The organism is Enterobacter sp. PL_is379, assembly GCF_055817355.1.
The window spans coordinates 1-22,026 of record NZ_JBVPGT010000033.1; the positions used below are offsets into that span (position 1 = coordinate 1).

25 protein-coding genes and 1 pseudogene are annotated in these 22,026 nt (G+C 50.2%); 10 read left to right on the forward strand and 16 right to left on the reverse strand.

All coding sequences use genetic code 11. The annotated features are described in order from the left end of the window. The 7 genes from AC0TOY_RS21295 to AC0TOY_RS21325 form a co-directional block, all read left to right on the forward strand. The coding region (locus AC0TOY_RS21295) for an RHS repeat-associated core domain-containing protein (RefSeq protein ID WP_473712996.1) at positions 1-534 on the forward strand (534 nt) is incomplete at its 5' end. Between the two features lie 2 nt (positions 535-536). Then, a complete protein-coding gene (locus tag AC0TOY_RS21300; RefSeq protein WP_473722510.1) occupies positions 537-1,094 on the forward strand; it encodes an imm11 family protein in 558 nt (185 codons plus the stop codon). Positions 1,095-1,241: 147 nt separating this feature from the next. After that, positions 1,242-1,610, forward strand: a complete 369-nt coding sequence (locus AC0TOY_RS21305; RefSeq protein ID WP_407821709.1) for a DUF7716 domain-containing protein — start codon at positions 1,242-1,244, stop codon at positions 1,608-1,610. Positions 1,611-1,695: 85 nt separating this feature from the next. Further along, on the forward strand, positions 1,696-2,280 hold the full coding sequence (locus AC0TOY_RS21310) for a hypothetical protein (protein WP_090417901.1): 585 nt from the start codon (positions 1,696-1,698) through the stop codon (positions 2,278-2,280). Positions 2,281-2,435: 155 nt separating this feature from the next. Next, positions 2,436-2,822: a hypothetical protein gene (locus AC0TOY_RS21315; protein ID WP_061715815.1), complete on the forward strand. Its 387-nt coding sequence runs from the start codon at positions 2,436-2,438 to the stop codon at positions 2,820-2,822. Between the two features lie 386 nt (positions 2,823-3,208). Then, positions 3,209-3,586, forward strand: coding sequence for a hypothetical protein (locus AC0TOY_RS21320; RefSeq protein ID WP_048993206.1), 378 nt, complete (start codon positions 3,209-3,211; stop codon positions 3,584-3,586). A 246-nt stretch (positions 3,587-3,832) separates the two neighbouring features. Beyond that, a complete protein-coding gene (locus AC0TOY_RS21325) occupies positions 3,833-4,486 on the forward strand; it encodes a LysE family translocator (RefSeq protein WP_061715813.1) in 654 nt (217 codons plus the stop codon). A gap of 559 nt (positions 4,487-5,045) precedes the next feature. Here the strand turns inward: AC0TOY_RS21325 and AC0TOY_RS21330 are convergent. From AC0TOY_RS21330 to AC0TOY_RS21360, 7 genes and pseudogenes are all read right to left on the reverse strand, one after another. Beyond that, positions 5,046-5,249, reverse strand: a complete 204-nt coding sequence (locus tag AC0TOY_RS21330) for a hypothetical protein (protein ID WP_061715812.1) — start codon at positions 5,247-5,249, stop codon at positions 5,046-5,048. Between the two features lie 123 nt (positions 5,250-5,372). Then, positions 5,373-6,509 (reverse strand): asparaginase, encoded by a 1,137-nt coding sequence (locus AC0TOY_RS21335; protein ID WP_024906937.1) that lies wholly within the window; start codon positions 6,507-6,509, stop codon positions 5,373-5,375. A 35-nt stretch (positions 6,510-6,544) separates the two neighbouring features. Then, a pseudogene (locus AC0TOY_RS21340) lies at positions 6,545-6,661 on the reverse strand (serine dehydratase); the annotation flags it as partial. 534 nt (positions 6,662-7,195) lie between these two features. Beyond that, positions 7,196-7,915, reverse strand: a complete 720-nt coding sequence (locus AC0TOY_RS21345; protein ID WP_473722511.1) for an alpha/beta fold hydrolase — start codon at positions 7,913-7,915, stop codon at positions 7,196-7,198. 210 nt (positions 7,916-8,125) lie between these two features. Then, entirely contained in the window at positions 8,126-8,794 is a 669-nt protein-coding gene (locus AC0TOY_RS21350; protein ID WP_071994451.1) for a class I SAM-dependent methyltransferase, read from the reverse strand. 213 nt (positions 8,795-9,007) lie between these two features. Beyond that, entirely contained in the window at positions 9,008-9,463 is a 456-nt protein-coding gene (locus tag AC0TOY_RS21355) for a hypothetical protein (RefSeq protein ID WP_061715810.1), read from the reverse strand. A 207-nt stretch (positions 9,464-9,670) separates the two neighbouring features. Beyond that, positions 9,671-10,555, reverse strand: coding sequence for a LysR family transcriptional regulator (locus tag AC0TOY_RS21360; protein ID WP_473722512.1), 885 nt, complete (start codon positions 10,553-10,555; stop codon positions 9,671-9,673). Positions 10,556-10,674: 119 nt separating this feature from the next. On the opposite strand from AC0TOY_RS21360, the gene gstA reads away from it, so the two are divergent. Further along, positions 10,675-11,280, forward strand: coding sequence for a glutathione transferase GstA (gene gstA, locus AC0TOY_RS21365; protein ID WP_157188733.1), 606 nt, complete (start codon positions 10,675-10,677; stop codon positions 11,278-11,280). Here the strand turns inward: gstA and AC0TOY_RS21370 are convergent. The 9 genes from AC0TOY_RS21370 to AC0TOY_RS21410 all read right to left on the reverse strand — a co-directional run bounded on the left by AC0TOY_RS21370 (position 11,274) and on the right by AC0TOY_RS21410 (position 19,442). Then, on the reverse strand, positions 11,274-12,287 hold the full coding sequence (locus tag AC0TOY_RS21370) for a C45 family autoproteolytic acyltransferase/hydolase (protein WP_473722513.1): 1,014 nt from the start codon (positions 12,285-12,287) through the stop codon (positions 11,274-11,276). The genes gstA and AC0TOY_RS21370 overlap by 7 nt on opposite strands. Positions 12,288-12,308: 21 nt before the next feature. Further along, the gene (gene glnQ, locus AC0TOY_RS21375) at positions 12,309-13,031 is read right to left on the reverse strand and encodes a glutamine ABC transporter ATP-binding protein GlnQ (protein WP_024906944.1); all 723 of its coding nucleotides are present in this window, start codon (positions 13,029-13,031) and stop codon (positions 12,309-12,311) included. A gap of 2 nt (positions 13,032-13,033) precedes the next feature. Further along, entirely contained in the window at positions 13,034-13,690 is a 657-nt protein-coding gene (gene glnP, locus AC0TOY_RS21380; protein ID WP_024906945.1) for a glutamine ABC transporter permease GlnP, read from the reverse strand. Positions 13,691-13,741: 51 nt separating this feature from the next. Further along, on the reverse strand, positions 13,742-14,494 hold the full coding sequence (gene glnH, locus AC0TOY_RS21385; RefSeq protein WP_248165417.1) for a glutamine ABC transporter substrate-binding protein GlnH: 753 nt from the start codon (positions 14,492-14,494) through the stop codon (positions 13,742-13,744). A 125-nt stretch (positions 14,495-14,619) separates the two neighbouring features. Then, a complete protein-coding gene (locus AC0TOY_RS21390; RefSeq protein ID WP_473722514.1) occupies positions 14,620-15,174 on the reverse strand; it encodes a carboxymuconolactone decarboxylase family protein in 555 nt (184 codons plus the stop codon). Further along, on the reverse strand, positions 15,171-16,499 hold the full coding sequence (locus tag AC0TOY_RS21395) for an aspartate aminotransferase family protein (protein WP_473722515.1): 1,329 nt from the start codon (positions 16,497-16,499) through the stop codon (positions 15,171-15,173). The genes AC0TOY_RS21390 and AC0TOY_RS21395 overlap by 4 nt, the downstream gene beginning before the upstream one ends. A 127-nt stretch (positions 16,500-16,626) precedes the next feature. After that, positions 16,627-17,484 (reverse strand): MurR/RpiR family transcriptional regulator, encoded by an 858-nt coding sequence (locus AC0TOY_RS21400; RefSeq protein WP_473722517.1) that lies wholly within the window; start codon positions 17,482-17,484, stop codon positions 16,627-16,629. Positions 17,485-17,717: 233 nt separating this feature from the next. Beyond that, positions 17,718-18,308, reverse strand: a complete 591-nt coding sequence (locus tag AC0TOY_RS21405) for a hypothetical protein (protein WP_473702288.1) — start codon at positions 18,306-18,308, stop codon at positions 17,718-17,720. 252 nt (positions 18,309-18,560) lie between these two features. Continuing rightward, positions 18,561-19,442, reverse strand: coding sequence for a LysR family transcriptional regulator (locus AC0TOY_RS21410; RefSeq protein WP_045909651.1), 882 nt, complete (start codon positions 19,440-19,442; stop codon positions 18,561-18,563). A 105-nt stretch (positions 19,443-19,547) separates the two neighbouring features. Between AC0TOY_RS21410 and budA the strand changes: the two genes are divergently transcribed. Further along, entirely contained in the window at positions 19,548-20,327 is a 780-nt protein-coding gene (gene budA, locus AC0TOY_RS21415; protein ID WP_061098944.1) for an acetolactate decarboxylase, read from the forward strand. Beyond that, positions 20,299-22,020: an acetolactate synthase AlsS gene (alsS, locus tag AC0TOY_RS21420; RefSeq protein ID WP_473722518.1), complete on the forward strand. Its 1,722-nt coding sequence runs from the start codon at positions 20,299-20,301 to the stop codon at positions 22,018-22,020. The genes budA and alsS overlap by 29 nt, the downstream gene beginning before the upstream one ends. Positions 22,021-22,026 lie beyond the last annotated feature (6 nt).

The window sequence follows — 22,026 nt, forward strand, 5'->3', positions numbered from 1 at the left end:
GCCGGGCAGTACGCTGACGGTGAGACGGGACTGCACTATAACCTGTTCCGCTACTACGACCCGCAGGTCGGGCGGTTTATTGTGCAGGATCCGATTGGGTTGAATGGTGGGTGGAACCTTTATCAGTATGCGCCGAACCCGTTGGGGTGGATTGATCCGCTTGGATTGCTGACCTATAACACGATGCCGAGTATTACTGGTTTCCAAAAGCATCATATTATTCCACAACAGTTAAAAGGCCATGATTTAATAAAAGCGGCTGATTTTAATATCCATGATATTAAAAATGTTATTTATTTACCTAAGTCAGCTGATTACCATCCGACAAGAACAATCCATAGTGGGTCTCACCCTGTTTATACAAAAAATATAGGTGACCAGATGGATGCTATATATGAATACGGGAAGGAAAACGGCTGGAAACAAGCAGAGTATAAACAAGCTGTTAGTGAAATTATAAAAAATGAACGTGCCGATTTACGCGGTGGGAAAACTATTCTTAACAAAAACTCGGTTAGAAAAGCGAGGTGCTAAGTATGTATGAGCTACGAATTGCTTCTGATTACCCCAATAGTTATTGGTTTGAATACCAGCACCCTGACATATCTGGAAGTGCTTTTTCTCAATGTAAATCAATTGAAACTAACGAGGGGTATTTTTTTAAATTAAAATCTAAGGTGAGTGAGAAGGCACTGCTTGCATATGATTTTTATTATAGTGATGGGCCTATATTCATATCACCCAGACTAGCATCACTAATTTCTTGTCACGATGTTTTTCGGACTGATGTTCAACTTATTGACGCAACTGTAACTGTAAATGAAACCCAACATCAAGGGTATAAAATAATTAATATACTAAGAGAGGTTTCATGCATCGATATGGAAACTTCAGAAAGCCAACCTATATTAAGTTATTTACCTATTGGTCCAAGGAAGTTTAGTAAAATAGTCTTCAAAGAAAATGTTATTGAAGATTTTAGTATGGCAAGATGTAGTGAATATAAATCTTGCGTAATCATTTCAAATGAATTTAAAGAGTTCCTTTCTAAGAATAATGTGAAAGGAATAGATTTTGCTGACCCTATTTATTAATGTGAGTATGATTTGAATTAGTCAAAATGGTCCGGGGAATGATTTTCCCGGATTATAAAAAACATTTAAATTCCAATTCAATATATGATTTTATCATTAACTACTTGTTTTGCAAAGTATAAAAGATAACCCTCAAGGATTGTGCGTATGAGTTGGCTAGAATACAGAAAAGCGTATGGGTTAGATGGCTTAATATATAAAATTATGGGTGGGAATACATTAGATGATTTTTGTGTGTATACAAAAGAATATGAAGCATTTGCTAAAGAAGAGCTTGTTTGTTATTTAGATAACTATCCTGTCATTAGTGATGACGATGAGGAAGTATATCCTGATTTTGTTGTTGATAATTCTCTAGAGTTGTTTTTCTATGGAGATCAATTTATAGATGTATTACATAATATCTCTATCCAAAGAGAAAAACCATCTGTAGCGGATTTCATATCAGGTTTAAATTTTTATCTCGAGAACGATAACTTCATAGAGCTTTTATTTAAAGAGCGAGAGATTAATTAAAAATTGATTTACTTAGCTTATTTGAAGGTAGTGCATACTGAGAATGTAATTCTAAATTAATTGGTTATTACTGAGGGCTATATTTATGGATGCGTCTGAGACCATTGTGAATGAGATTGAAAAAGCATTAAAACAACTTATTGTCATTTGCAATAAACACTCGCTGTCAGGAAGTTTCAGCACCGTCACTGATCTGGACAATGCCTTCCCGTCCAACTTACCTCGTTCGACAGAGGTGGAATTTTTATATGAAAATTATAATCCTGAAAAGTTAAAGATTGAAACAGGCTTCACGCCAATTAAACTTCACTCGGCCAGTGAGCTCTTGAAGGCTCAAAGTGGTTATGAATACTTACCAGATAATTATCTTGTTATTGGTAATGATTTAGGCGGAGGTAAACCTATAATTGCGGTTATCGATGAAGGGAGTTCCTCTGTTTATGCAGGTTGTGATGTAATTGAACCGTTTCAGATAGCTAGTAGTCTCTCTGGGTTCATATTTTCTCTAGCTGAGCTTATTGATTTGGTATATGGCCAATACGATATTTTTGATATAGCAGATGATAATGACGAAGTAAAAGATGATTTTATTGATGAATTGCGGGGAAGGATTGTGCCTCTTATCGGTAATGAAAACTTCAATGCGTTTTATAATTATTTTTATGGATAGATTTTTTCTTTAAAAGGAAACCCTCACGGTAAAATATTATTTTATAGCGAGGTGAGGTTCTCTTTTTTACGGGTATTTTAAACAAGATTTAAAATAGTAATGCGGTGTATTTATTCAAGAGAAATTAATCTAATGCATGAAAGGAAAGGGATTATATGCAGACTACGCGAGTAATGGGAGAAGGATATGAACCTTACGTTGAGCAATTAGGTGACAAACTGATTTATTCCTTACCTGTTGAATCGGGATTTGTCAGTTTTCATTTTGAATTTGATATTCGTCAGATCGATCTTGACGTCCTGCTGTCCGATCATTACCGGCGGGCCGTCCTGGAAGTGTCCGCACACACTTTGCTCCAGCGCTCGACGTTGAAGGGACATAAACGATTTACTCAGAACGATTTTGATAACCTTATTGTCACTACCCTTCATGCATCGCAAGAGCATCTTAGCGCATTCATTTCTAAAATTAATCGGGAACACAATATTTCGATGGAACATTATGTGAATGACATAGTGAATAGACGCATAACCAAAGGATGAATATCCCGATCCCAGATAAGGTCAACATTCATCTTAAAATCACGCTGTATGTACAGCTCTTTTCAACCTCGTGCTGACCGAAGAAGTCAAATCGATTTCGAGATAACCGACGAATGCGGCTAAGTGCGCAGAAGCGGCCAGCTCTGCAGCTTTGGCGAGGTACGTCATCGGAGCCAAGGTTTCCCATGTGTTGTGAATCGCATGGCGATGGCACATCAGCCGCTTCGCTATGCCGGAAATATATACTTTGCCTTTAACAGGAGCAATATTAAAAATATTTGTGCGGATGCAATCTTCGACTACTTTTACGATACTAACATGTTAATGAATATCATGCTTTCGGTAAAATCTGTCAGGAGCAAAACGATTCAAGACAAGGACAACTGATGAGTAATGTTAAAAATCTTATCGCAGCGTATATTAACTGCTTTGAAGAAAATGATGTCCTCACTATCGGAATAGGAGATGACACTCATGATCCAAAAAACTTTATCATTATCGGACGATTTGATGAGGATGAATTACCTATTAACGACTGCATTGGATTTCAGAGTGAGTCAACGGAATATGAGTTAACAGACTCTATTCGTTCCGTTCAACTCACAGATGGCAAACTTGTGATCGTGCTTAATGATGATGCCGCAAAAAAAATTGGCATCAGCGAATATCGCGTGGTCATTCCTGCAGCAAAAGATTTTAAATCGCTTGAAAAGTATTTAAGAGAAATGTTTGATGGCAGTGATGTGCCGCTACAATTACCGTAAGGTTTTAGCCACTACATTGCTATCTTAGCACCCGAACTTTAAAAGATGCAGGCGGGACATTTCGAGTAGAGGGCACATGTGTTGAGCCAACGTTTAACGGCGAATAGGATTGCTACGTCACTGTATGAGGTGAATGCGAAAGATATGTCCGCTTTGTGCCAGAAGCAGACGCTGCAGTATATTCCACTTTCGGCTCGAATCGGACTGATGTAACGTAGCAGAAATATTTATCCGGACTTAACCAAGATGCCTTCCATCGAAACGTTTCTCACTTTTCTTCTCGCGCTAACGCTTCTGGAGATTTCTCCGGGGCCAGACATGATGCTAACTATCGCAAGAGGAGTCGGTCAGGGAAGACGTATTGCACTGCTTACGGTACTGGGTAATGTCTTTGTAGCTGGTTTTGTGCAAGTTTCTTTTCTTGTCCTGGGGCTGGTAGCCGTTGTTCATGCCTGGCCGGTTGCGCTAGATCTGTTAAGGTGGGCTGGTGCGGTTTATCTGATGTGGCTGGGCATAAAAATGATTGCGACTTCAGGCACAGATACGCGGCTGCGAAAAACTGCCAAAATTTCTGACTGGAGTGCCGTTAAGGAAGGCGCCCTGAACAGCCTGACTAACCCAAAATCTCTACTGTTCATGTTCGCTTTTCTTCCTCAGTTTGTCGATCCCGCTGCGGGTCCTGTCTGGCTGCAATTGCTTGTTCTGGGTAGTATCCAGAAGCTGGCAGGAATTATTTCCCTGGGGTCAGTCGCAATGGCATCAGGGACATTTGGAAACTGGCTAAGTAAACACCCAGGCTTTATCAAATGGCAGGAACGATTTACAGGCGTTGTCATGATAGGCCTCGGCATCCGCATGTTGTTTAGCGGGTCTGGTGTCGTATCGAAATCTTCCAGTTAAGTTTTACCGAAAGGGTAAACCCAGTGTCCGCTCCTCGCTCATAGCGGATCTTCATCTCAGTAGCTTATCAGTTCCGCTCTGCGCTTTAGCGTGACCCTATCGAAGCAGTTTAAGGGGGCACAGAATGACGTTCGCCACTATTGATGACGTCAGAAACCGGATCGAAACGTTAGACAGAGAACTGCTCATCGGATAACGGAAATGCAAGCTGTCGTTTTTACCCGTTCTGGTAGCTGTTAAGGGTGAGCGGTTATGAGAAAATAACCCACGCAAACGGTTTCGTTGGTTTTAACCGTTTTCGACACATTATCTATCGCTGTGATGGCGTTGTTGTTTAGCATTTTATTCTTTACGTCTCCTCCCCTGGGGAGACGTCTTTTTCCCACGCACTCTTCACAATGTCTGCAACCCCAAACGCCCCTGAAAAATCGCCTTTGATAAGGGATTAGATGTACCTCTATGAGAGTTTGGTCATCAGAAGAAAGGGTTTGAGCTCTGGATGGAAGTCAGATGCAGCCCTGTTCCGTATTCGCTGCAGGGGAACCTGCTCTGAGTTTGTTTAACCTTTCCACGGCAATAACGTCTCTTTCGCACGGAACGGGAGGCGCGTAAAAATAACCCTGTATCTCTGCACACCTTCCTCAAGGATACGATCAAATTGCTCCTGAGTTTCAACACCTTCAGCGACAGCGGCACAGTCCGGCCGAACGACGGCATCTTTAACAAAACTGCCGTCAATTTTGATTTTGTCAAACGTGAACATGCGCGGATCATGGCTATGCGTTATGGTATACCGCCCGATCACCATATTTCACAGGCGTTTCCCCAGATAAAAAATTATCTGTAAAAGCATCGAAAACGCCTCTTATCGAAGGGTATTTTTACGTCAGTTTTTATGGCCGGTAACTGACCAGAATGCGGCCTGAACGTTTTCTGGTGAAGTCTTTCCGTTTGCAAGCAGAAGCTGAGTAAGGATCCGTGCTTTTGCCGGATTCAGCCCCGACGAAACAACAAAGCCGGCTTTGTTATCATCGACCTCGACGTTACGTTTTACTGCTCCTGTATAGGAGCGCGATGCGCGGACCACGACAAGTCCATGCTCCCGGGCCGCTTTGAGCGCAGCTAACGCTGAGGCGGATGTATTTCCGTCTCCCACGCCGGCGAGAATAATTCCTTTTGCACCATCACGCACCGCATTGTTGATTTGGACATCGTCCATATTACTGTGGGCATAAATGATCTCAACCCGCGGAAGTTTATGGGATGCAGGTAATTGTAGAGACAGACGAGATTCTGCCGGCACCGGGGTAATATAATGAACTTCTGCCGCATCGACATAACCCAGTGGGCCGGCGTAAGGTGACTGAAAAGTAGCCACTCCGGTTGTATCCGATTTCGTGGACCAAATCGGTGACTGGATAGTGTCATTCATCACAATCATTACTCCCCGTCCCTTCGATTGTTTGTCCACAGCAGTATTCACAGATTCAAGCAAATTAGCAGGGCCATCTGCACCAGTTGCTGTCGCCGGTCGCATGGCTCCAGTAATAATAACAGGCTGGGGGTGATGTATTACCAGACTGAGGAAAAAAGCTGTCTCTTCAAGAGTATCTGTGCCATGGGTAATAATAATAGCGTCAGCGGCACCTGTACTGAACAGATCGTCGATCTTCTGGGCAAGATCAAACCAGATTTTATCATTCATGTCCTGAGAACCAATGGATGCGACCTGGACACTACTAAGCTGGGCTTTTTTATCCAATCCTGGAACGGCTGCAAGCAATACTCTTGGGCTGATGGCGCCGGATGTGTATCCGATAGAGCTGGAGTCTTCACCAGTGCTCTGTCCTGCAATGGTACCGCCGGTAGCAAGGATCATCAATTTAGGCAGAGCCTCAGTCGCTTTTTGGCTATATGTCGTTAATGACGGCGAGGCCGTTGCAGCCTGAGAACCATGAGTAAATAGCGAGGCATATACTAGTGTTAGCGCAAACGCGACAGGATGATTTATAGGCTTGAACATGACTTATTCCTTAGATAAAAGGCAGATGCCTTAACTTTTGTCGCCGATACTTTGGCTGGAGCATCATGGGGCATGACAATCGTAGCCGACATACCGGGTAATTTTGCAGACAGAGTGGTAGCCTGAACATGATTGCCGGATGAAAAGACCAGAGCACCGACTGAGCGCAGGCGTTATAATTACTCATCTATCATTTTTTCAGCAGATGCAACCACATCACTATAAACAAGTAGTGTTATATAAAGGGCACCTCATTTATACACACCTTGTCCTTTCACTTCCAGTTCTCACTCTGGAAGACAAGCTTATATTGCGACACATCTCAAAGAAAAAATCCCTGGTACATAAATGGGGTTATTTAATCTATGTAATTTATTCCATACAAAATTTGATACAGAACCCACTAATGAGTCAAAAGTTGTCCTGGTGGTGGTTTTAACAGAATTGATGTTATCAAAATATAAAAAACAGAACTAATACATGCACAATGTTAACAATATGAAAACATTTTCAAGTCAACGCGTTAACAAAAAGACGGGTGTTAAAGTTTAATATGTCAACTATGATTTTTAATTGGGTTTTTAATAAGCCACTGTTTTCTTTGCTTACATTTAAAAAAGACTACGGCCTCGTTGCGGGAGGAATAGATGGTGCTTGTCTGCTGCGTGCCAGGAGCGGTCGTTGATTTAATCAGATAAACAATGCTTAAAGGCCGATCTTACGTTTTCGTATAGCGCAGGTGAGAGCATGACATTTTCCCAAATATTATTATGTCCAGCTTTGGGAATGGTCAGAAGTTGCTTTTGACTACAGCATGATGCAGAAGACAGCAGCTTTTCTGGTATTTCTGAGGGGATGATTGCATCATTTTCGGCAGCAATAATCAGTAAATTCCCGTTAAACTCAGCAGCAATGTTCCATGCATCTGTATGTTCCCAATTCCTGGGTTGGCGTATTATTGCAGAGAAATCAGGGCCAAACTTAACTTTATATGCAAGTGTTGAGTAGACACCTGGAACCATAAGGATGAGAGATCGGAATTGCATCGCTTTACTAAGCTGAAGTGCATTATAGGCTCCCATACTGATGCCCATACAACCTGTAAGCGTCTGCCCCAGAGAAGCGATAACCGCCTCTGCTTGCATCGTACGATTAAAAAGAGAAGATTCGTGAATGTCTCCCCCCGTTTCACCATGACCTATAAAGTCAAATACCGTCGTTCCAAAACCCAGGGTATCCAAAATATCCCGGTATTTGTAGAAAACGGTTCGATCTTTGCCGCCACCATGAAGCATCAGAACATGTCCATTGCGCCCAGATGTGCTTTCAGCATGAATTGTTTTGCCATGGAACGGGACCAGGAAGTTGTGACTCGAAATCATCTTCGTATGTGTTTTTGGCGACATGGTTTATTCGTTGTATCAAACCCAAGCGCGCCATGCAATGTCAGACTGAATCACCACTGCTTCGGTAGCCATTTTTTAGTTTGTCACACGATCTCTTGCCCAATTGATGTGCGTCGGCATCTTCCGCTCCTCGCTAAAAGCGGAATTCAGACTAGCATCTAATTTCGATGACTGAAGCGGATGTAACTTTAACGAGCAATCAGCCGATAATTATTTCAAAGAACATACCAGAGTGGCATGATCCCACCACTCGTTGGTATTAACTTTTGTTGCAAGTACGTTAAATTGTGCTTCCTGTATCTCATTTGTTAATGCAGGGAGAGGTTTCAGGGTACGCCAGGGGTGACCTTCTTTCAGTAAATGATGTCTTATAGGATCAAAAACACTAATATCATCAGAATTACGGGGGCTTCCACACATGGAGCTGATCACAAGCCGTCCGCCGGGTTTGAGCAATCTTTTCGCTTCTGCGAAAAAGCGAGTTCGGTCATCATCTATCAGGCAATGCAAACAACTACCATCAATAACCAGCTCAAACATTGAGTCCTTGCATTGATAAATATGACAAACATTTCCGACAAGAAAATGAGCGGAGAGGCCCGCTTGTTGAAAACGCCTTTCAGCCCATCTGATAGCGGTTTCAGAAAAATCCACACCCCATACTGAATATCCTCGTTCAGCAAGAAACTGCGCAGCCATCGCTCCATTACCACATCCCATTTCAAGTATTGGCGCGCCAGGTTGGGGTAAATAATTATTAAAATCAAGCCACTGAAAGATTTTTTCTTGCTGTTCTTTTGCCCTGAAATAACCTTTATCAGCCCAAGCTATAGCCCCATTCGCTATGAGTTGTCTGTATTTTTCTTCATAGGGATTCATATTTAAGACGCTTTATTGCAACAATAACACCCTTTATTTTATATGTTATTTATGGAAAAAATGAAGTTTCTGGCGAAAAAGTGCGTGCTGTAGATACACGCAATAACGTCCGCTTTCACTCTTAAGGGACATTCGACAAACAACATTGTATTTTGCGTAAGGCCGAAATTCCTGCTTCTTACTCAACAGTTTTCCGGCCTCCCATCTCACGCCTCAGTGCGCCGCGATATACGGCTCCTTCACAAACTCCGCCATTAGCCAGACCATATCATGCAGCAGCCCGGTCAGCTCTTTCGCCACGCTCGCAGGCAGTGTTCCGCCCATCACCGCCAGCGTTAACGCCACGGCATAGTCCACCTGCAGAGTCGTCTCTTGCCAGCAGTCCGGCACGCAGGAAGCCATCTTTTCTCCCGCAATCAGCTGTTCAACCAGATACGGCGGGAGTTCAGCATCACAGCACTCCCGTAGTCGCTTCAGCGCAGCCAGCAACCGCTTACAGAGCGTGGTGTATGTCACTTCGTCGTCAGTTTCCACCAATACGCTTACATAGGCGGTGCAGGCATCGGCCAGTTCGAAGAGATCCGCAGAATCGGAAATTGAATTGTTGATGAGGTGACAAACAGCGCTTTCCGCAGAGAGCGCGTAAGAAAATTCAGGGGTAGTAGCCATTTAGCATCCTCGTTGTGCAAAAAAATGTCATGTTATGCTAACGGGTTCCTACGCCCGGTTACGGATGTGCCGCAACGCAGGCACTTTACGACCGCGAAGAAGGGAAAAAAAGGGATAGCCATGAATTACATCAGGTTGCTTGCAGGTTTGCGAGGCGGCTTCCAGAAGGGCGTAGCCGCCGGGCACATTTTGTACCGCGGTTACTCTTTACGCAGACTTTTTCATTTTGATCAATCCTTCTAATAACGTCTGCGTCGCGCGGGAAGATTTGCCCGCCTGGGAGCAAACCAGCCCAAACTCCCGGCACAGCGAAGGCGTCACGGGCACGACGCACAAACCGCGTAATTCATCCGGCAGAGCGGATTCAGGTATCAGTGCGACGCCCAAGCCTTCGCGTACCAGCAGGCAGGCGCTGATCCAGTCGCGGACGGTCACCTGTACGTCAGACAGTTCCAACCCAGTCTGCTCCATCAGGCTTTTTCCATTGACGGCACAACCGCCTGTGGCGAGTACGAAGGGCTGGTCTGCCAGTTCCTCAAGGGTGATGCCGCGCGTGCGTGCATAGCGAGCCAGACGGTGGTTGGCTGGCAGCACTGCGACCCATGCATCTTGCCCCAGGATCGCATCCGCGCGTCCGGGAACAGGGTTCATGACCACACCGATATCAACAGTATCTGCCGCAAGCCACTCTTCGACCTCCTGGTCCGTGCCTTCCAGTACGACCACCTCTATTTCAGGATGCAGGCGCTTCATGTCCCGCAGCAGCCCCGGCAAAAGCGTGGACGTTACTGACGGAAAACTGGCAAGTCGAATGCGCCCGCCACTCAGCCCGCGGCTCTCATCCGCCAGTGTGCGGATGGCGTCCAGCCGTGCCAGCATGCTTCTTGCCTCTTTGACAACCCGCTCGCCCAGGGCTGTAACACCGACGTGGCGTCGCTCACGCGTAAATACCGCAAATCCTAATGAAGCCTCTAACTGAGCGATCGCCTGGCTGGCACCCGACTGCGTCATGCCGACCTCTTCAGCGGCACGCGAAATATTACTGGCGTCCGCCACGGCAACCATCAGGCGCCAGTGCAACAGATTCATCATGGGTATCAGTAGCTCAGCTAATAGTTAATTTATGAATCATTAATTTTACAGAGATAACGGTTTTAAGCACAGTGAATGCAAACCGAATGTTTATCACTCACAGCTTTAACGGAGAGATTATGAAACTCTATTACGCCCCGGACACCTGTTCACTCTCACCCCATATCGTGCTTCGCGAACTGGCGATTGAGTTTGAGCTGGTTAAAGTGGACAACAGGAGCAAGCTTACCGCTGACGGGCGCGACTTCCTGACCATTAACCCTAAAGGCTATGTCGCCGCGCTTGAACGGGATGACGGAAATGTCCTGACCGAGGGGCCAGCGATTTTGCAATACCTCGCTGACCTCAAGCCGGAGAGGGGGCTGGCGCCGCGCGCAGACAGCTGGGAGCGGGTGCGGCTTCAGGAATGGCTTAACTTTATCACCAGTGAAATACACGCGGGATCGGCTCCTCTTTTCAACCGCGTGTTGCCCGAAGAGGTCAAATCCATTTTTCGTGAGAAGCTCTTCAGGCGGTTCAGTTTTCTTGAGGAAACGCTCAGCACTCGCGCTTATTTGACGGGATCGACCTTCAGCGTGGCAGATGCCTATCTTTTTACCGTGCTGGGGTGGTGCAAGTTCTTCTCCATTGAGCTGAGCCCCTGGCCTGCGCTGCTGGAATACAGGGATAAAATTAATGCCCGTCCAGCGGTGCAGGCCGCATTACGTGCGGAAGCGGCTCAGTAAGACTGTAAAGCAGGTTTTTGCCGATCGTGTGTGAATATCTGCCATTTTATCTCCGACGTACTCAGGGTAAAAATGGCCGTGGCCAGCGTGTTCTCTTCATCCGGGTCGTGTGGCGAGAGACGATAAATCGGGAGCGCGGGATCATGCTGGTCTGAAAGAATACCCAGTGCCGCCACACCATCAAGGTGAGATTGCGTCTCCAGCCAGGCGTTTAGCCGCAGCTGGCGTGACCGGGAGCTGTCGGTGATCACCTGCTCAACCGCGTCAAGATGAGGGTGGATAAGGTGATTAGCATGGGCGAAAACGTCCTGCAGCGGCGTGACGGAACAGCCTGTTCCCGTCGCTTCCACGCTAAACAGCCGGCTGTCTCCCATTTGTCCCACCGTATGATGAAATGCACCGGCGCGTGGCACGGTGGTCAGTATGGTGATGGCTTCATCTAAGGTGGCGGCATTCAGCGCGGCGCGGGCTAATACCTGGCGCGGCATTCCGCGTGGACGGTGCAAAGCGCGAATGTTATTCACCGTATTCACCACGCCCTTTTCGTTTACGGCGAAGGTATGTCCGCAAATTGAGCCCGGATAAGCAAAACTGGTGAACGCCAGGCCGTCATCCGGGGTGATGCTGACGATGGCGCAGTCATTACGAAGCTGCGGGAAACCGTCTTCATTATGCGCGATAATCAGCTCCCCCTCTGCGGTTCTTCCCGCTACCGTGGTACAGCCATCAGAGGTTGAGCGCACCAGATCGCCGCGGCAGTTCCAGGCAAACACCTCATCAAACGGTGCATCCAGACCCTCGGCTAATCCCTCCAGCTCCTGCCAGATCAGGGGATAGTGTGACTGGACCCGCGAGCGCATGCTTCGGGTCTGTTCTGCGTCTTTCATGGCGGTAACGGTTTGCCACAACGCCGTTTGCGTGAGTTTTGCATGCCAGGCCTCGCGGCCAAAGGCGCCAAGTTCCTGACCTACTGCAAAAGCGGAACCACGAATGTCGATTTTTTTCATAGTATTATCATTCACTTCTGTTCAGGATACGTGTTGCAAAAATTCTTTCAGGCGTGGATTGCGACTGCTATTCAGCAGCATATCAGGTGGACCATCTTCGGCAATGGTACCGCCATCAATAAAGATGAGCCGTGATGCCACATCCCGGGCGAAGCCGATTTCATGGGTCACAATCACCATGGTCATGCCTTCTTCGGCCAGCGAGCGCATGACTTTCAGCACCTCGTGCCGTAATTCGGGGTCCAGGGCTGAGGTTGGCTCATCGAACAGCATCATTTTCGGTTTCACCGCCAGGGCTCTGGCAATGGCCACGCGTTGCTGCTGACCGCCAGAGAGCTCTGATGGGTAGTGACTGGCGCGTTCGCGTAAGCCAACGCGGTCCAGCAGCGCCAGCGCCTGCTCCCGCGCGGCGGCTTTGCTCTGTTTGCGTACGCGAACCGGACCAAACATCACATTCTCCAGCGCCGTCAGATGGGGGAACAGATGGAACTGCTGAAACACCATCCCGGCTTCGCGGCGGATATCACATTCGTTAGCGTGAGGATCGGTAATATGCATTCCCGCTACCAGCAGCGTGCCGGAGGAAATTTCCTCCAGCTTGTTAATGCAGCGCAGCAGCGTCGATTTGCCCGAACCGGAAGGGCCGATGATCACCACGACTTCGCCGGCGTCAATTTTTAAATTGATGTCGTGCAGCACCTGAGTGGCACCGAAATTTTTCGACACTGCGCTAAATTCAACCATGCTCATAAAATATGGATCCTCTTCTCCAGTTGCTTCAGCAGGAAACTCAGGCACAGCGTCACCAGCAGATAAATCATTGCCACTGCGGTCCAGACTTCCAGCGCGCGGAAATTACCGGCAATAATTTCTTGCCCCTGACGAGTTAATTCCGCCACACCAATCACAATAAACAGCGAGGTATCTTTAATACTGATAATCCACTGATTACCTAACGCAGGGATCATACGGCGTAATGCCAGCGGCATAATGACATGCCATAGCGTGCTGCGCTGAGATAATCCCATTGCCAGGCTGGCCTCTCTAAAACCTTTATTAATCGAGAGGATCGCCCCTCGGGTGATTTCTGCAATATAAGCACCCGAGTTAATCACAATAGTCGTAATGGCCGCCGTTACCGGGTCGATATGAATCGGTAACACCATGGGCAGTGCGAAGTAAATAAACATCACTTGCACCATAATAGGCGTCCCGCGGATTAACTCGACAAAGACTAACGAGACTGTCTTTGATATTTTCCCTCCGAGCGCCCGGCAGGTTCCCGCCAGCAGGCCAATAACAAAACCACCCAATAAACCTGATAATGAAATAATCAGCGTCAACTGTAGTCCTTGCAACAGCAGCGGCAGGGACTCCCAAATATATTTACTGTCGAAATTCATCATGTTACCCGTTAAGATGCAACGAGGTCGGATCGCTCCGACCTGGCGGGATTATTTTGGCTGTTTAGCAAACCACTTCACGTAAATCTTGTTGTAAGTTCCGTCCGCACGTAGCGCCTGCAGCGCAGCGTTGATCTTCGGCGTCAGGCTGCTGTTCTTCTGCATCGCAAAGCCGTAGTGCTGCGGCAGAATGCTGTCAGTCTCGCCGGTCGATTTCACTTTGCCATCACCTGCCGTTTTTACGTAATAGAGCACGTTGGGCGAATCATGCACCACGGCATCAAGGTTACCTGCCTGCAAATCAAGATAGGCGTTATCGATATTCGGGAATTCGACATAGTTCGCCTTATATTTGCTTTTCATAAAGCTGGCCGCCGCCGTTCCCTGCTTTAATCCCACTTTCTTTCCTGCTAAATCGCTGAATTTAGTAATGGTATTATCGCTGCTTTTCACCGCTATTAATAAATCAGCATCATAATAACCGTCGCTGAAATCGACGACCTGTTTACGCGCGTCGGTTATCGTAATGCCCGCCATGGCGACATCCAGATTACGTGATTGCAAACCCGGAATCAGTCCCCCGAAGTCCATCGGGCGTAATTCGTAGCTGACGTGCATTTTTTTAGCAATAGCATCCCACAAATCAATATCAAAGCCGACGTATTTATCGCCTTGTTTAAATTCAAAGGGGACAAAGGCGGTATCAACGCCAACCGTTAATTTATCCTGCGCTTCTGCCACAAAACTGGCGGAGCAAGCGACCAGTGCTAACGTAACTTTTAATTTAGTGAATAATCCAGACATGATAACCCTCGGCGTCAGTAAAGTAGCGTGCATGAATGTCACCCGGCGTAATATATCGGCAGGGTGGGGAAATAAAAAAGTTGATATGCAGGGCGCACTTTCATGCGCCAAAATTAAAACGATACTTATGCGGGAATAATCTCATCCCGGGTGTCGGGTACCGGCGTCTGTGCGCCGTTCATTACCATCGAGAGAAAACTGTAATAACCATTAATTCCGATCAGATCCACCACGCCTTTCTCACCCCACAGCGCGATAGCGTGCTGCCAGGTGGCATCGCTGACCTTCTGCTGCTCCTGTAACTCCTTGCAAAAGTGATAGACCGCCCATTCATCCGGCTGCAGATCCTCTGGAAGACGCTTTTCATTAATCGCCTGCACCGCCGCGGCAGAAATACCTTTCTCGCGCGCTATCGGCGCATGAATTGCCCACTCCACAGGCTGCGACCAGTGCCGCGCGGTCATCAAAATCGCAAGTTCCGACAGGCGCTGTCCCAGCGCGCTGCGATAACGCAGGTATTCGCCCATGCGTTGCGCATGCGCCATCAGCTCGGGACTGCGCAGCAGCGGCTCGAAAGGTGGCAGCAGCGCACCGCGGGGCCCGTTGATTATCTCTTCGGCCAAAGCACGCTGCCGGTCGTCCCATTCATGCTCCGCCAGTGGGGGTAAACGATTGATCATAATTTGCCGGTCTCTTCGCGAATGACGGTGTTCAGCGTGTCCACTACAAAGTCGAGCTGGCCAGGCGTGACAATAAACGGGGGGGCGATCAGGATATGGTCGCCATACTGCCCGTCAATCGTTCCACCCATTGGATAGACCATCAGCCCACGTGACATACAGTTTGCTTTGATTGCTGCGTGCAGTTTCAGGGCAGGATCGAAGGGGGTTTTGCTGGCTTTATCGCGTACCAGCTCAACGCCCGCAAACAAGCCGCGTCCACGCGTATCACCGACATGCGGTAATTCCCCCAGCACTTCACGCAATGCGCTGTGCAGGTAAGCCCCCTGTTGCCTGACCGCCTGCAGCAAATTATCGCGTGCAATCACCTGCTGCACGGCCAGGGCTGCGGACGCGGCGGTCGCGTGACAAATGTAGGTGTGCCCGTGCTGGAACAGACCGCTACCGGCCTGCAGCGCTGAGACAATCTTCTCGCTCGCTAATACTGCGCCAATCGGCTGATAGCCGCCCCCCAGCCCCTTCGCGATGGTCACCAAATCCGGCACCACATCATCCTGTTCAAACGCATGCAATGTGCCGGTGCGTCCCATGCCGCACATGACTTCATCCGCGATATAGAGGATGCCGTATTTATCACACAGGTTGCGTACACCTTTAAGATAGCCCGGGGTAGGCGGCGTGGCGCCGGTGGTGGCTCCCACCACGGTTTCTGCACAGAAACCAATAATGGTGTCGGGACCGGCCTCAATAATGGCTTGCTCCAGCTCGTTGAGCAGACGCGTGGTGTATTGCTGCGGGGTTTCGTCTGCGCGGCGGTCGCGATACTCATTGCAGGCCGAAACGCGGATAACGTCGATCAGCAAGGGAGCAAACTGGCGGCGGCGCCATTCGTTGCCTCCCACCGCGAGTGCGCCAAGGGTATTGCCATGATAGCTCTGCTTACGGGCGATAAATTTGGTGCGCGACGGCTGGCCGATCTCAACAAAATACTGACGCGCCAGCTTGAGCGCGGTTTCGATCGCTTCCGAGCCGCCCGAAACGAAATAGGCATAGTTAAGATCGCCAGGCGCCGTGCGCGTCAGCTGTTCAGCAAGTTGTTCAACGGTGTCGCTGGTAAAAAAACTGGTGTGGGCATAGGCCAGTTGATCGATCTGGCGATGCATCGCAGCCAGAACGTCCGGATGCGCGTGGCCTAAACAGGAAACGGCGGCGCCACCGCAGGCATCCAGATACTGTTTTCCCTGTGCATCAAAAATGTACGCCCCCTGGGCGCGTACCGCCACGGCGGGCGTGTTGCGTAGACTGCGGTGAATGATATGGGTCATGCGGGTCCTGCTCCTGAATACGCTGTGCTAATAAAGCGCATCTTGCAGGATCCATTTGTATCACGTCAATTTCATTTTGATCCAAATGCATTCTGTTTTCTTATGCCGGATGCAAATGAATTATTTTTCAGGGTTTCCCGGGCACCACATAGGCACCAGAGTCGATAAGATAGCGTTCAGCATTTTCGATTTTATTGACTGCATCCCGACCATGGCGCGCGACCAGCATCGCCAGTAAACACTCGGCGAGCCCCATACCGGACACCACGGAAGGAAAAAACGACGGGCTGTCTATGGAAAACAGCAGCGTGCAATCGGCAGCCTGGGCTAATGGCGAGACGGGAGAATCCGTAATGGCGACGATTGTCGCGCCTGCCTGCTGGGCTGCGCGCAGGACATCGAGCGACTCACGCGAATAGGGGGCAAAACTGGTGAGTAACAGGCAATCTTGTGCTGTTAATTCGCGGGTGAACACCTCGATATTGCTCGCCAGACCATCAATGAGTGATGCTTGCCGATTGAACAGTCGATAGACATAAAACAGCGACCAGGCGATAGGAAAGCTGGCCCGGAAGCCGCAAATATAGACATTCTCAGCCGCGTCCAGCAGCGATACAGCCTGCTCCATGGCCTGATGGTTTTCATGCTGTGTGAAAGCCAAATTAGCCTGATGCGCCTGAAACACCTCTTCATACAGCTGCGGCTGAGTGCCTTTGGCAATCAGTTTCTCGGCTTTGGATACATATGTATCATTGCGCAGTCCGAGTTCATCAATGAATGCGTTCTTGAGTTCACCCCAGCCGTCGTAACCCAATCGTTGCGCTAACCGCAGCAGCGTGGCGGGTTTTACACCGGCTTCACTGGCGAAGGCACGCATCGATAGCACGACCAGCTGATTGGTATTCTGGAGAGAGAACTCGGCAGCACGCTGTAATTCTGCAGACAACTCACTGAATGTACTGACAATATTTTCCCTTGGATTCATAGCAAATAGTCCCGCTTTTTAAGGTTAGCGCTGCTGTTGTCAACTTACGTTCGATCTTCACAGACCGAACGGGTTCGCGTTGTCTCAGAAACGGATGATGAAAACACAGAGTGAATAAGTCAACGGGGAGCTGAACAGGGGGGGTTATCAGACGCGCGAAACCAATCTGATGATCATTATGATAAAGGCCAAAGGTAAGACTGTTTTCTATGCAGCATAGCGCTGCTCCTCGCTCATTCCAGCCCTTCGATATTCGACTTAACCGCTTTCAGCGTCCTTCTTCGGATCCAGCCGCTCCCGGCCCGTATTGCCAGCCAGTAGGCTGCCATTTTTAGGTGAGTACGTTTGTCCGGACAATAAACGAAGGTCTCCGTACAGAGTTCATGTTGACCCGGCGCCAGTTCCGTTACCTGATAGCGGAGCAACAGTTTTGCGCTGCCCGGCGCGGCTGGAGACTGAAAAGCAATGGCATCCGGTGCGTTTTCCAGACCGAAATCAGTCCTCCAGAATTGTCCTTTTAAGCCGTAGCTGAGCTCAGAGGCTGAACTTTTCAAAAGCGTAAAGCTGTGCAACCCAAAGTTGCTGATTGAGTTAGCCTGCTGATTGCGCAGAAATCTTTGCGGCAATTGCCGCAAAGACATCAGTCGACGAATCACGGCATCTTGCCGGACGTCAAAGTTGGCAATCAACGGCAGAATATTTTCAGGATGCGCAGTATGAATGACCGCTCGGTGTTTTTCATGAAACTGGAACTGGGGGAGAAAAGCAGGAACATCCCGCCACTGAGCAAGCGCTTTGCGGGTAACGAATCCGGGGTTCAGCATTGTTCTTCCTTGTCATCCTTTGAGCACAGCCAGAGTAACAGATGGTTTGCGGCAGACAATTACCAGGAAAACGTAGTACCGAAGCGTGCATCAACAAGACCTTTACCGTTCTAAGATCCCGTGATTTGACGACAGAGGCTGGCATTGCCGGGTGGCGGCTGCGCCTTACCCGGCCTACAAGAGAAAAAAGAAAAGCGACACGAACCGTAGGCCCGTGCAAGCGAAGCGCCGCCGGGCACAGCCGCACTGCCGTCACCCCTCGCTCAGCATCGTCAAAAACCGCTTCACCGTCCGCGAGCGTTCAAAACGGCGCCAGCAGAGCGCGATGTCGGTATACAGCTCCGGTGAACTCAGCGTGTGATAGGTGACATTCGGCGGAGATATAGCCGCCATGGATTTCGGCACCAGCGCAAACCCGCCGCCTGCGGAAACCATGCTCAGGGAGGAGGAAAGCTGCGACGACTGCAGCGCGTGCTGCACGTCAATCCCGGCCCGCTCGCAGCAGCCGTGAACCCGGTCGTACAGGCCCGGCGCGACCTCCTGCGGGAACAGCACCACCGGCGTATCCCGAAGCTGCTCTAACGCCAGCGAATCGCACGCCGCCAGCGGATGATCGCGATGCAGCGCCACCACCATCGGCTCCCGGTCGAGAATTTTTAACTCGAATGCCTTGCTGCTCTCGCACGGCAGGCGCACGAAGGCGATATCCAGTTCACCCTCTGCCAGCATCGTCGTCAGCGACGACATATTGGCTTCCACCTGGTGAACCTGCACCGCCATGTTCTGCACCTGAAACTGGCGAATCAGGGTAAAAATTTTGGGATGAAAAGCGTCGGAGCTGGTAATGCCAATCGACAGGTTGCCGTTCAGCCCGCGCGCGATGCCGCGGGCTTTCTCCAGCGCGGCATCGCTCAGCGCCAGGATCTTGCAGGCATCCTCATAGAAGGCTTCTCCCGCTTCGGTCAGCTCCACGCCCCGCGTCAGACGTCTGAACAACGGCGTGCCCACTTCCTCTTCGAGTCGTTTGATTTGCTGACTCAGAGGAGGCTGTGAAATACCCAGCGCTTCGGCCGCCCTGGTGAAGTGTCGCTCGCGTGCAACCGCGACAAAATACCGCAGATAACGAAGTTCCATATCTAAAACGTCTCAAACCAGCATGGTTTCTATATTGGAACTCTCTGCTGAATCGGGTCAACATTTATTTAACCTTTCTAAATAAAGTTGAAGAGGACGAGCATGATGATGCATTCATCTGCCTGCGACTGTGAGGCCAGTTTGTGTGAGACCCTGCGCGGGTTCTCCGCCCAGCATCCTGACAGCGTGATCTATCAGACATCGCTAATGAGCGCCCTGTTAAGCGGCGTGTATGAAGGAGAGACCACCATCGCCGATCTGCTGGCACACGGTGATTTTGGTCTGGGTACCTTCAACGAGCTGGACGGCGAAATGATTGCCTTCAGCAGCCAGGTGTACCAGCTGCGCGCCGACGGCAGCGCCCGGGCCGCGAAGCCGGAGCAGAAAACGCCGTTTGCGGTGATGACCTGGTTCCAGCCGCAGTACCGCAAAACTTTCGATGCGCCGGTGAGCCGTCAGCAGATCCACGACGTCATCGACCAGCAGATCCCCTCCGATAACCTGTTCTGCGCGCTGCGCATCGACGGCAACTTCCGTCACGCCCACACCCGCACCGTACCGCGCCAGAAGCCGCCGTACCGCGCGATGACCGACGTGCTGGACGACCAGCCGGTGTTCCGCTTTAACCAGCGCGAGGGTGTGCTGGTCGGGTTCCGTACGCCGCAGCATATGCAGGGCATCAACGTGGCGGGCTATCACGAGCATTTCATCACCGACGACCGTCAGGGCGGGGGACATCTGCTCGACTACCAGCTGGAGAGCGGCGTCCTCACCTTCGGTGAAATTCACAAGCTGATGATCGATCTGCCCGCCGACAGCGCCTTTTTACAGGCCAACCTTCACCCCAGCAATCTGGATGCGGCGATCCGTGCCGTCGAAAACTAACAGGAGAACTACCGTGAACAGTGAGAAACAGTCACGTCAGTGGGCGCACGGCGCCGATTTGGTTGTTGGCCAGCTGGAAGCGCAGGGCGTGAAGCAGGTGTTCGGGATCCCGGGGGCGAAAATCGACAAGGTCTTTGACTCCCTGCTGGATTCCTCCATCGAGATTATTCCGGTGCGTCACGAAGCCAACGCGGCGTTTATGGCGGCGGCGGTAGGGCGTCTGACCGGCAAGGCCGGGGTGGCGCTGGTGACCTCCGGGCCGGGCTGTTCCAACCTGATCACCGGCATTGCCACCGCCAACAGCGAAGGCGACCCGGTGGTAGCGCTGGGCGGGGCGGTGAAGCGGGCAGATAAAGCCAAGCTGGTGCACCAGAGCATGGACACCGTCGCCATGTTCAGCCCGGTCACCAAATACGCCGTGGAGGTGAGTGCGCCGGACGCGATTGCTGAGGTGGTTTCCAACGCGTTTCGCGCCGCCGAGCACGGCAGGCCGGGGGGCGCATTCGTCAGCCTGCCGCAGGATATTGTCGACCAGCCCGCCACGGGGGCAATTTTGCCCGCCAGCGGTCCCGCGCTGATGGGGCCGGCACCGGAATCCGCCATCAACGACGTAGCGAAGCTTATCGAGAAGGCCAAAAACCCGGTCATTCTGCTGGGGCTGATGGCGAGCCAGCCAGCCAACAGTGCGGCGCTGCGCAAGCTGCTGGAGAAAAGCCGCATTCCGGTTACCAGCACCTATCAGGCCGCCGGGGCGGTGAACCAGGAGCACTTCACCCGCTTCGCCGGACGCGTCGGTCTGTTCAATAACCAGGCGGGTGACCGGCTGCTCCATCTGGCGGATCTGATTATCTGCATCGGCTACAGCCCGGTGGAATACGAGCCGTCCATGTGGAACAGCGGCGACGCTACGCTGGTGCACATCGATGTGCTGCCTGCCTATGAAGAACGAAACTACGTGCCGGATCTGGAGCTGGTGGGGGACATCGCCGAAACGCTGAATCAGCTCGCTAACCGTATCGACCATAAGCTTGAGCTAAGCCAGCGGGCCTCCGAAATTCTGGTCGATCGCCAGCATCAGCGCGATCTGCTCGATCGTCGCGGCGCCTCGCTCAACCAGTTTGCCCTGCATCCGCTGCGCATCGTGCGCGCCATGCAGGACATCGTGAATAACGACGTGACGCTCACCGTCGACATGGGCAGCTTCCACATCTGGATCGCCCGCTATCTCTACAGCTTCCGGGCGCGTCAGGTGATGATCTCCAACGGTCAGCAGACCATGGGCGTCGCACTGCCATGGGCCATTGGCGCGTGGCTGGTCAACCCGAGCCGCAAGGTGGTGTCGGTCTCCGGTGACGGCGGCTTCCTGCAGTCGAGCATGGAGCTGGAAACCGCGGTGCGCCTCAACGCTAACGTGCTGCACATCATCTGGGTGGATAACGGCTACAACATGGTTGCCATTCAGGAAGAGAAAAAATACCAGCGTCTTTCCGGCGTCGAGTTCGGCCCGGTCGATTTCAAAGTCTATGCCGACGCCTTTGGCGCGAAAGGCTTTGCCGTGGAGAGCGCCGACGCGCTCGAACCCACGCTGCGTGCGGCGATGGATGTGGATGGCCCGGCCGTGGTGGCCATTCCCGTCGACTACAGCGATAACCCGCTGCTGATGGGCCAGCTCCATCTCAGACAGATTTTGTGAATCAAC